A 9,498-nucleotide genomic window follows, 5' to 3' on the forward strand; every position below is an offset into this window, starting at 1 on the left:
TTTATCTGGCGATCGGCTGGAGCGGCGTGGTGGTGTTTCAGGCGCTGGCGCAGGAATTGCCGAGCTCGACGCTGTGGCTGCTGCTGGCCGGCGGCGTCACCTATTCCGCCGGCATCATTTTCCACCTGTGGGAAAAGCTGAAGTTTCAGAATGCCTTATGGCATGTCTTTGTGGTCGCCGGCGCCAGCTTGCACCTTTGGGCGGTGCTCGACTGCATGGTCATCCACAGGCTCTGAGGCCTATTTGCTGGCTTCGATGCGCGGGTGGGTGACTGTGTCGCCCGCCTCGATACCGAGTTCAACGCTGCGGCCGCCAGGAATTTCCAGAACGAACTGAACGGGACCATCGGACGGGATGCCGGTGGGATCGTGCGGCTTGGCGTTGACGTGGATATTCTTCACCACGCCTTCGCTGGTGATGAACAGCATATCGAGCGGGATGAAGGTGTTGCGCATCCAGAACGACACCTGCTGCTCGCCGAGGAAATCGAAGAGCATGCCGGCATCAGGCGCCAGTTCCTGACGATACATCAGGCCCTGGGCGCGACTTTCGAGGGTGTCCACAACCTCGACGTTGAAGGTGTGATCGCCATTGGCGCTGTGAATGGTGAGCTTGGCTTCATCGCTGCAGGCGGCGAGCGGAAGGCTCACGCCAATGATGGCCGCTGCGACAGCAAGCGCCCGGACTTGGTGCAACATGGGTGATGCCTTTGCTAGCAGACTGTGAGCGCCGAGCGCGATTAATGCGACGAGGGTGCGTCGCCCCAACCGTCGGGCCGAATTTCGGCGACCATAAGGCCTTTCGGGCCATTGCCATAACGCACGAGCACATATTGGCCGGGCCGCAATTCGGTGATGCCGAAACGGCGCAGCGTTTCCATGTGCACAAAAACGTCGGGAGTGCCCTCGCCGGCGGAGAGGAAGCCGAAGCCGCGGATGCGATTGAACCACTTTACCTCGAGCCGCACCATGGACGAGCTGGGCTCGACCACGACATGGGTGCGGGGCCCGGGCATCTGGGCCGGGTGACGGGCCGTCGACTCGTCCATGGAGACGATGCGGAAGGCCTGCAGGCCACCGGGGCGGTTCAGCGCCTCGACGACGATGCGCGCACCTTCATAAGCGGTCTGATAGCCATCGCGGCGGAGACAGGTGACGTGGAGAAGGACATCGGCCATGCCGTTGTCCGGCACGATGAAGCCAAAACCCTTGCCGGCGTCGAACCACTTTATGGTCCCGACGACCTCGATCGTATCAACAGCGGCTCCGTCCTGCCGTACCGACAGGTTTTCGCTCTTGTCCTCTGCGGACTCCTGCGACGGATTCGTGGGATTCCCACCTTCGCCGTTAAGATTGACCCCCATGCCCCAACGCCTTTTTGCAAATCCCGTGATCACGGGTACTCCGACAAGCGCCTTCACTCTGTCCGATTCAGTGTCAAAAGTTAAGAAGGTGTTGCGAAATAGTTGTAAGCGGCTCGACCGGTTGGCGTTGCGGCCAAGGGCCGGGCTTGTTAGGCCAAGATCACAAACGTGCGAAAAGGAGGCAAAATGAAATATCTGCACACGATGGTGCGCGTCACCAATGTCGAGGAAAGCCTCAAATTCTACTGCGAAGGCCTTGGCCTTGAAGAAGTGCGCCGCTCGGAAAACGAGAAGGGCCGCTTTACCCTGATTTTCCTCCGCGCGCCGGGCGACGAAGGCGGCCAGGTCGAACTGACCTATAACTGGGACCCCGAAGTTTACACCGGCGGTCGCAACTTTGGGCACCTGGCCTATCGCGTGAAGGACATTTATGCCCTCTGCCAGCATCTGCAGGATATGGGCGTGGTCATCAACCGGCCGCCGCGCGACGGGCACATGGCCTTTGTACGTTCCCCGGACGGCATTCCGGTGGAACTGATTCAAGACGGCCACCTGCCGCCGCAGGAGCCCTGGGCTTCGATGCCGAATACCGGCAGCTGGTGAGAATTGAGGAGTCCCGTGCGCGGGGCTCCTCGCCCTTCCGCCCTTCCCCATCGAGGGGGAGGTGTGGCACCGAGAGTGCCGGGCCTTCTGTGACTGGCCATATACGAATCGCTAACCGTGCTGCTTAGCGGGCGGTTAGCGAAACACTTCTAATTTTAGCGACTGAACCGTTCAGCCCATTGCCTGTGGCACCTGAGCCACACCTGGCCAATCGGGAAAGTCGCCATGCCCCGTTTTCTTCGCTCCATCCTCGCTCTTTTCGCAGTTGTCACCACGCTCGCGGCCTGCGTGCCCATGGCTATGTTCGCCAGCGGCAGCGGCTCCGGCTATTCGGGACTGCGATCAGATTGGGGGACATATGTCGCCTCGAACACCGTCAACGCATTCTGCCTGTCGCCAAAGCTGCGATTCCTGATCTGGGAATTCGAAGGCCATTTTGGGAAGAAGGTGGTGATGCAGTCGGGCTATCGCGACAATTATCACAACTCGGCTGCGGGCGGCGCCGACAACTCCTACCATATGAAATGCATGGCCGCGGACTTCTATATCCCCGGCGTCGACAAGAAGCGGCTGATCGAGTTTGCCATGAACACCTCGGGCGTCGGCGGCCTCGGCTGCTATCCGGGCCGGAGCTTCATCCATGTGGACGTTCGCGACAGGCCGCGCGGCTACTCGCGCCCCGTCACCTTCTCAGGCTGTTGATAACTTTTGGTTTTTTGAAAAAATCACGAAAACTCGTTGGAGGGGGTTGCGCTCCAGAAAAGCTCCCTCTATACGACACCCAGCGTTGAGCGCGCCCTTCGTCTATCGGTTAGGACGGCACCCTTTCACGGTGCAGAGAGGGGTTCGATTCCCCTAGGGCGTACCACGCTTCCCCCACATTGTTGGGAAAGCAGGTTGGCTCAGGCGCTCAAACGTTTAGGCGCCCATCGTCTAGCGGTCAGGACGACGCCCTCTCACGGCGTAAACAGGGGTTCGATTCCCCTTGGGCGTACCAGCTAGTAAATTCTCAAAATTTTGATTTGTTCAGCCTGCGCATCTGCGTGGGCTTTTTTGTTTTGATGCGAATCGCAGGCTGAGTGGTTTTGCGATTCGTGATTCTCGAACGCCGGGGATTTGCGAATCTTTTTTCAGGCGTGTCGGCGCGCACTCCCACCATGCCCCCTACCCGGCAGCGAAGATGGCGCGGTCGCGGGTGACGAGTTCGGTGAGGAAGTCGGAGACGATGGCGACGCGGCGGGAGGTGCGGAGGTCTTCGTGCCAGACGGTCCAATAAGAGCGCGTGAGGGTGTGGTGCGGGAGCACCGGCACGAGGTCGGGGGCGCGGCGGGCCATGAAGGTGTGGAGGATGCCGATGCCGGCGCCGGAGCGGACGGCTTCGGTCTGGCCCATGGCGGATGAGACGGCAATGGTGGAGCGCCACTCGCGATGGAACTCGGCGGTGTAGTCGAGCGAGGCGGAAAAGAGCAGGTCTTCCACATAGCCGACGAGACGATGTTGCTTGAGGTCGTCGAGCGTTTCGGGATGCCCGTGTCGGGCGAGATAAGCGGCGCTGGCGTAGAGCCCGAGGGCATAGTCGGTCAGTTTGCGGGCGATGAGGCGCCCTTCCCTCGGCCGCTCCATGGTGACGGCAATGTCGGCCTCGCGGCGGGAGAGCGAGAAGGCTCGGGGCACCGGGACAAGTTCGATGCGCAGGTTTGGGTGGCGATCGGCCAGCTCGTGGAGACGCGGGGCGAGGAAGGCGACGCCAAAGCCATCGGGCGCGCCAATGCGGACGGTGCCTTCGGCGGCGCTGTCGGCGCCGGTGAGGCCGCGGGCAGCAAGGCCCGCGCTTTCCATGGCTTCGGCGTGGACGAGGAATTTTTCGCCATAGGGCGTCAGTTCGGCGCCCTGGGTGTGGCGGCGAAGGAGGACGCTGCCGAGATCCTGTTCGAGCGCAGTGAGGCGGCGGGCGACCGTTGCGTGGTTGAGGCCGAGGGCTTTGGATGCCCCCAGAATCTGGCCGTGGCGGACGACGGAGAGGAAGATGCGGACGTCATCCCAATTCATCGGCTACACTTTCTGCACAACGGATGCGGATTTTTGGACGTTGCTGTGCGCTGATCATACTGCCGATACTCCCTGGCACCAAGGAGAGATCAATGCGCACCATCGGCCATTTCATTGACGGCGTCGAAACCCAGGGCGAAGCCACGGGCTTTCAGGATGTTTTCAACCCGGCGACCGGCGAAGTGCAGGCGCGGGTGGCGCTGGCCAGCGCGGCAGACCTCAACGCGGCCGTGGCATCGGCGGCGGCGGCGCAGCCCAAGTGGGCGGCGACCAACCCGCAGCGCCGGGCGCGCGTTTTCTTCAACTTCGTCGCGCTGATCAACAAGCATATGGACGAATTGGCGGAGCTGCTGTCGAGCGAGCACGGCAAGACGGTGGACGACGCCAAGGGCGATATTCTGCGCGGGCTTGAGGTGGCCGAATTCGTAGCCGGGGCGCCGCACCTGATGAAGGGCGAATTCACCGATGGCGCCGGACCCGGGATCGACATGTATTCGATGCGCCAGCCGGTGGGGATCGGCGCGGGGATTACCCCGTTCAATTTCCCGGCGATGATTCCGCTCTGGATGCTGTCGCCGGCCATTGCGGCGGGCAATGCGTTCATCCTCAAGCCGTCCGAGCGTGATCCCTCGGTGCCGGTGCGGCTGGCGCAGCTGGCGCTGGAGGCCGGATTGCCCAAGGGCATTCTCAATGTCGTGCATGGGGGCAAGGATGTGGTCGATGCCATCATCGCGCACGAGAAGATCGAGGCAATCAGCTTTGTCGGATCGACCCCGATTGCGCGCTATGTCTATGGCGGGGCGGCGGCGCAGGGCAAGCGCGTGCAGGCCTTTGGCGGGGCCAAAAACCATATGGTCATCATGCCCGATGCCGATATGGAAAAGGCGGCCGATGCGCTGATCGGGGCCGGTTATGGTTCGGCCGGCGAGCGTTGTATGGCGATCTCGGTGGCAGTGCCGGTGGGCGCAGAAACGGCGGATCGCATCATTGCGGCGCTGAAGCCGCGCGTTGAAAAGCTCAAGGTGGGGCCGGCCAGCGACAAGGCTTCGGACATGGGGCCGGTGATCACCAAGGCGAGCCAGGAGCGCATCAAGAACCTGATTTCGAGCGGGGTCAGCCAAGGCGCCGAGCTGGTGCTCGATGGCCGGGATTTTTCGCTGCAGGGCTATGAGAATGGCTATTTCGTCGGGCCCACACTGTTCGACCGGGTGACCCCGCAGATGGATATTTACACGGAAGAGGTCTTTGGGCCGGTGCTGAGCGTGGTGCGCAGCGGCACCTATGAAGAGGCGCTGAAGCTGGTGATGGACAATCCCTATGGTAATGGCACGGCCATTTTCACCCGGGATGGCGACGCGGCGCGCGATTTTGCGGCCCGGATCAATGTGGGCATGGTGGGCGTCAATGTGCCCGTGCCGGTGCCGCTTGCCTATCACAGCTTTGGCGGCTGGAAGGCGAGCGCCTTTGGCGACCTCAACCAGCATGGCACGGACTCGATAAAGTTCTGGACGCGGACCAAGACGGTCACGGCGCGCTGGCCGAGCGGCATCAAGGACGGCGCGGAGCTGAGAATGCCAACCATGGCATAAGGCCAAGGGACCGGATGGGGGCATGATGCGCAAAGCGGTTCATGCCCTCAATCGCCTCTGGCAATCGCCGGCGCTTCAAAATAGAACCTGCTTAACGGCGAATGCCAAAGTGTTAGGCACAGGTTGCAGGGAGTTCCAGCATGATCATCGAGCCGAAAGTCCGGGGTTTTATCTGCGTCACGGCCCACCCCATCGGTTGCGCGACCAATGTGCAGCGTCAGATCGACCATGTCGTGGTCAAGGGTCCGGTACCGTCCAAGCGCAAGCGCGTGCTCGTGCTGGGCTGCTCGACGGGCTACGGCCTCGCTTCGCGTATCGTCACCACCTTTGGTTCGGGCGCCGACACGGTTGGCGTTTCCTATGAAAAGGGCCCGGAAGAAACCCGCACCGCTTCGGCCGGCTGGTACAATAACCGTGCTTTTGAAAAGCGCGCGCAGGCGGCGGGCCGCATTGCGGTGACGGTGGAAGGCGATGCGTTCTCCGACGCCATCAAGGCCGAAACCATCGAAGCCATCAAGGCGAACCTCGGCCAGGTCGACCTGATCGTTTACAGCCTTGCCTCCCCGGTTCGCACCGACCCCAAGACCGGCGTCATGTATCGCTCGGCCATCAAGCCGATGGGCACGCCGGTCACCTCGAAGACGCTGAACACCGGTACGGGCGAAGTTTCGGAAATCGAAGTGCAGCCGGCGACCGACGAGGAAGCCGAAGGCACCGTGAAGGTGATGGGCGGCGAGGACTGGGAACTCTGGATCGCTGCGCTCGCCGAAGCGGGCGTGCTGGCCGATGGCTTCCAGTCGCTGAACTACACGTATCTCGGCAGCGAGCTGACCTGGCCGATCTACCACAAGGGCACGCTGGGCCGCGCCAAGGGCGATCTCGACCGCGCTGCAGCCGCCATTCGCAGCCAGTTCGGCGAGCATGCGGCGCATGTCGTGGCGCTCAAGGCCGTGGTGACGCAGGCGAGCTCGGCCATTCCGGTTGTACCGCTCTATGGCACACTGCTGCTCAAGGTCATGGACGAAATGGGGATCGGCGAAGGCACGATCGAACAGATCGACCGCCTGTTCCGCGTCAAGCTGCAGGGTGAGCCGGCGCTCGACGAAGATAGCCGCGTGCGCGTCGACGACTGGGAACTGACCAAGACCGTGCAGGACGAAATGGCCCGCCGCTGGTGGATGCTGACGACCGAGAACCTTGGCGATCTCGCCGACCTCGGCAAGTATCGCGCCGAGTTCCTGAAGCTGTTCGGCTTCGGGCTTGGTGGGGTCGACTACTCCGCAGATCTCGACCCGCGCATTCCGGGCTAAGACTTTACACCATCGTCGCCACCGGGCTCGTCCCGGTGGTCACGTCGGAATGAGATGGATTGTCGGGACAGGCCCGGCAATGGTGACAGGCGAAGTTAAGACTGCAAATCCCGCCGGGCGGCGCTTGGCGGAGTGGGATTGAGGCGGCTCCAGGCGCGACGGAGCTGGCGGCTCGAGCTGAAACCGGCGCGTTCGGCGACATGCTCGATATCGAGGCGCGTTTCGGCCAGCAATTGCTGGGCCAGCGCCACGCGCAACCTGTTCAGATAATCTGGAATGCTCATGCCGGTGTGGTCGTTGAAAAGACGGCTCAGGTGGCGCGGGCTCGCATAGGCAATGGACGCGAGGGATTCGAGCGACCAATCGCGCGTGGGATCGGCGGCGATCGCATCCTGCACGCGGTGGATGGCCGGGTGGATGTGATTGCGCCCTTCGAGCCAGGGCGAGAGCTGGGGATCAGTGCCGGCGCGGCGGAGATAGACCACGAGCTGGCGGGCGACGGCGGCGGAAACGGCCGGGCTCGTCAGGCGGCCGATGATGTGGAGCATCAGGTCGATGCCGGCGGTGATCCCGGCGCTGGTATAGCGATTGCCATCTTCGACATAGAGGCGGTTTTCCAGCACCTTTGCCGTGGGGGCGACGGCGGCCAACTCGCCGCAATCGGAGAAATGCGTGGTGCAGCTGACGCCATCAAGGAGGCCAGCACGCGCGGCGAGCAAGGCGCCGGAGCAGATCGAGACGAGGAGCGTTTCGGGCGTCACAACGTGGCGGAGCCAGGCGACGGTGTCGCCGCTGCCCGCATCGAGAGGGTCCATTGGATGGCCGGCATGTAGGGGCTCATCGGTGTGGCCGGAGAGGACGATCATGGCGCCCTCCTCTATCGTCTCGGGAAAGCGCTCGATGCCGGCGATGCGAAGACCGATGGAGCTGGTGACCTCAGGGAGCGCGCCAACATAGCGGACGTCGAATTGCACGTGGTCTTGCGCGCGGTTGGCGTAGCGCAGGGCTTCGACAGGGCCGGCGACGTCGAGCAGAAGCGTCCGCGCCGGCAGGACGACATAGGTCGGGATGCGGCGCGGAGCGTTGGTCATGCGGCGGCAGCCTTCGGGGCGCCGGCAAGGGCTTCGGCAATGGTGCAGACCCGGGCGAAACGGCCATCGAGCACCGCGGCGGTGCGGGCTTTCAGCTCTTCGACAAACCAGGTTTTGCCCGTGGCGTCGGTGAGCGGCATGGTGTGGGTCGCTTCGGTGACATAATCGACCTGCCAGCCGAGATCGGAGCCGTGGCGCGTGGTGGTTTCGCAGCACTGCTCGGTGCGAATGCCGGAAATGACCAGGCGACGGATGCCGTTTTCGATCAGGAACACTTCGAGCGGCGAGCCGACAAAGGCGGAATGGCGCTGCTTGATGATGTCGAGATCGGGATTTTCCAGCTTCAGATCGGAAATCGTGGCGACGAAGCCGGAGGCGAGGGAGAAAATGCCTTCCGGCTCGGCGTGGAGCACGCGGACGATCTTCCAGCCCTTGGTCCTGGCGCCGTCGATGAGGGCCTGCTGGTTCTTGAGATAAGTGGAGCTATCGATCTCGTGCCAATTGGCGCGCTGGCGGAAGCTCTCCTGGGCATCGATGACGAGCAAAGCTGTGTCGGTCATTTTTAGACACTCCGGTGTGTAGGATATGAGCCGAGAGTATGTGCTCTGTCTAGGATTTCGAGGCTTGGCCAGGACGAGGAGCGGACAAAAAAGGACATGATGCTTGATGCAACAAGACGGACCTTGGCCTTCGGCAGGGTGACAACCCCGAGTGAGGATGATTGAGTGAGGCTATGACGGTCGATTTTCTTTTTGATGGCCCCGAGGATGCACGGGTGACGGTGCTCTTGGCGCATGGTGCCGGGGCGCCGATGGATTCGGCTTCGATGACGGCGGCGGCCAAGGCGTTGGCGGATCGGGGAATCCGGGTGGCACGGTTCGAATTTGCCTATATGGCCGCACGGCGCACCGGCGATGGGCGGAAGCCTCCGCCCAAGGCCGAGAAAGTGATGCCGGAATATGTGGCGGCCATCGAGGCTCTGGGCCCCACCAATGGACCGCTCATCATTGGTGGCAAGTCCATGGGTGGACGCGTGGCCAGCATGGTAGCGGACGAGGCTTTCGCTGCTGGACGGATCGCGGGGCTGGTGTGTCTGGGGTATCCGTTTCATCCCCCGGGAAAGCCGGAGCAATTGCGGACGGCGCACCTTGAGGGGCTTAAGACACCCACGCTCATCTGTCAGGGGACGAGGGACGAATTTGGCACGCGGGAAGAGGTATCAGCGTACCGGCTATCGCCTGATATCGAGCTGTTGTGGCTCGAGGATGGAGATCATGTTCTGAAACCGCGAAAATCCGTCTCTGGCTTTTCGGCGGCGGAGCATCTGGCAACGGTAGCGAAGGCCGTAGCCGAATGGGCGGGCCGGGTTGGTTAAGGCTCCCGCTCCGTCACCACGTCATTCCGACGACAGCGGGAATGACGTGGTGGGGTAAAGACGATTGGGTCGGAGCTGATACTACGCTGAGGCCTTCGCTCTCGCTTCGACGTGGTGG

The 9,498-nt window shown here is 62.5% G+C and carries 10 protein-coding genes, 2 tRNA genes and 1 pseudogene; 8 read left to right on the forward strand and 5 right to left on the reverse strand.

Going from position 1 to position 9,498, the window contains the following annotated elements; genetic code table 11:
- Positions 1 to 236, forward strand: a pseudogene (locus tag J0I64_RS06085) (hemolysin III family protein); the annotation flags it as partial.
- Positions 237 to 239: 3 nt separating this feature from the next.
- Here J0I64_RS06085 and J0I64_RS06090 read toward each other — a convergent pair.
- Together J0I64_RS06090 and J0I64_RS06095 are read right to left on the reverse strand one after the other, a co-directional pair.
- Positions 240 to 698, reverse strand: coding sequence for a DUF192 domain-containing protein (locus J0I64_RS06090; protein WP_291406717.1), 459 nt, complete (start codon positions 696 to 698; stop codon positions 240 to 242).
- 41 nt (positions 699 to 739) lie between these two features.
- Positions 740 to 1,363 carry a cold-shock protein gene (locus J0I64_RS06095; RefSeq protein WP_291406718.1) on the reverse strand — a complete coding sequence of 208 codons (624 nt, stop codon included), beginning with the start codon at positions 1,361 to 1,363 and terminating at the stop codon, positions 740 to 742.
- 186 nt (positions 1,364 to 1,549) lie between these two features.
- Here J0I64_RS06095 and J0I64_RS06100 point away from each other — a divergent pair, with 186 nt between their 5' ends.
- The 4 genes from J0I64_RS06100 (at position 1,550) to J0I64_RS06115 (ending at position 2,963) form a co-directional block, all read left to right on the forward strand.
- Positions 1,550 to 1,966, forward strand: a complete 417-nt coding sequence (locus J0I64_RS06100; RefSeq protein WP_291406719.1) for a VOC family protein — start codon at positions 1,550 to 1,552, stop codon at positions 1,964 to 1,966.
- Between the two features lie 225 nt (positions 1,967 to 2,191).
- Positions 2,192 to 2,668: a D-Ala-D-Ala carboxypeptidase family metallohydrolase gene (locus J0I64_RS06105; protein WP_291406720.1), complete on the forward strand. Its 477-nt coding sequence runs from the start codon at positions 2,192 to 2,194 to the stop codon at positions 2,666 to 2,668.
- 91 nt (positions 2,669 to 2,759) lie between these two features.
- Positions 2,760 to 2,834 (forward strand) — tRNA-Glu (locus J0I64_RS06110).
- Between the two features lie 54 nt (positions 2,835 to 2,888).
- A tRNA-Glu gene (locus J0I64_RS06115) sits at positions 2,889 to 2,963 on the forward strand.
- Between the two features lie 167 nt (positions 2,964 to 3,130).
- Here J0I64_RS06115 and J0I64_RS06120 read toward each other — a convergent pair.
- On the reverse strand, positions 3,131 to 4,015 hold the full coding sequence (locus tag J0I64_RS06120; RefSeq protein ID WP_291406721.1) for a LysR family transcriptional regulator: 885 nt from the start codon (positions 4,013 to 4,015) through the stop codon (positions 3,131 to 3,133).
- A gap of 92 nt (positions 4,016 to 4,107) precedes the next feature.
- Between J0I64_RS06120 and J0I64_RS06125 the strand changes: the two genes are divergently transcribed.
- Positions 4,108 to 5,604 (forward strand): CoA-acylating methylmalonate-semialdehyde dehydrogenase, encoded by a 1,497-nt coding sequence (locus tag J0I64_RS06125; RefSeq protein ID WP_291406722.1) that lies wholly within the window; start codon positions 4,108 to 4,110, stop codon positions 5,602 to 5,604.
- A gap of 140 nt (positions 5,605 to 5,744) precedes the next feature.
- Positions 5,745 to 6,914, forward strand: coding sequence for an enoyl-ACP reductase FabV (gene fabV, locus J0I64_RS06130; RefSeq protein WP_291406723.1), 1,170 nt, complete (start codon positions 5,745 to 5,747; stop codon positions 6,912 to 6,914).
- A 95-nt stretch (positions 6,915 to 7,009) separates the two neighbouring features.
- Here the strand turns inward: fabV and J0I64_RS06135 are convergent, their stop codons facing one another.
- Together J0I64_RS06135 and J0I64_RS06140 are read right to left on the reverse strand one after the other, a co-directional pair.
- Positions 7,010 to 8,005: a helix-turn-helix domain-containing protein gene (locus J0I64_RS06135; RefSeq protein ID WP_291406724.1), complete on the reverse strand. Its 996-nt coding sequence runs from the start codon at positions 8,003 to 8,005 to the stop codon at positions 7,010 to 7,012.
- On the reverse strand, positions 8,002 to 8,565 hold the full coding sequence (locus tag J0I64_RS06140) for an isochorismatase family protein (protein ID WP_291406725.1): 564 nt from the start codon (positions 8,563 to 8,565) through the stop codon (positions 8,002 to 8,004). Before J0I64_RS06140 ends, J0I64_RS06135 begins: the two co-directional genes overlap by 4 nt.
- 173 nt (positions 8,566 to 8,738) lie before the next feature.
- Between J0I64_RS06140 and J0I64_RS06145 the strand changes: the two genes are divergently transcribed.
- Positions 8,739 to 9,380: an alpha/beta family hydrolase gene (locus J0I64_RS06145; protein ID WP_291406726.1), complete on the forward strand. Its 642-nt coding sequence runs from the start codon at positions 8,739 to 8,741 to the stop codon at positions 9,378 to 9,380.
- Positions 9,381 to 9,498: the final 118 nt, after the last annotated feature.

This window comes from Devosia sp. (assembly GCF_017307565.1).
Taxonomy (GTDB): domain Bacteria; phylum Pseudomonadota; class Alphaproteobacteria; order Rhizobiales; family Devosiaceae; genus Devosia.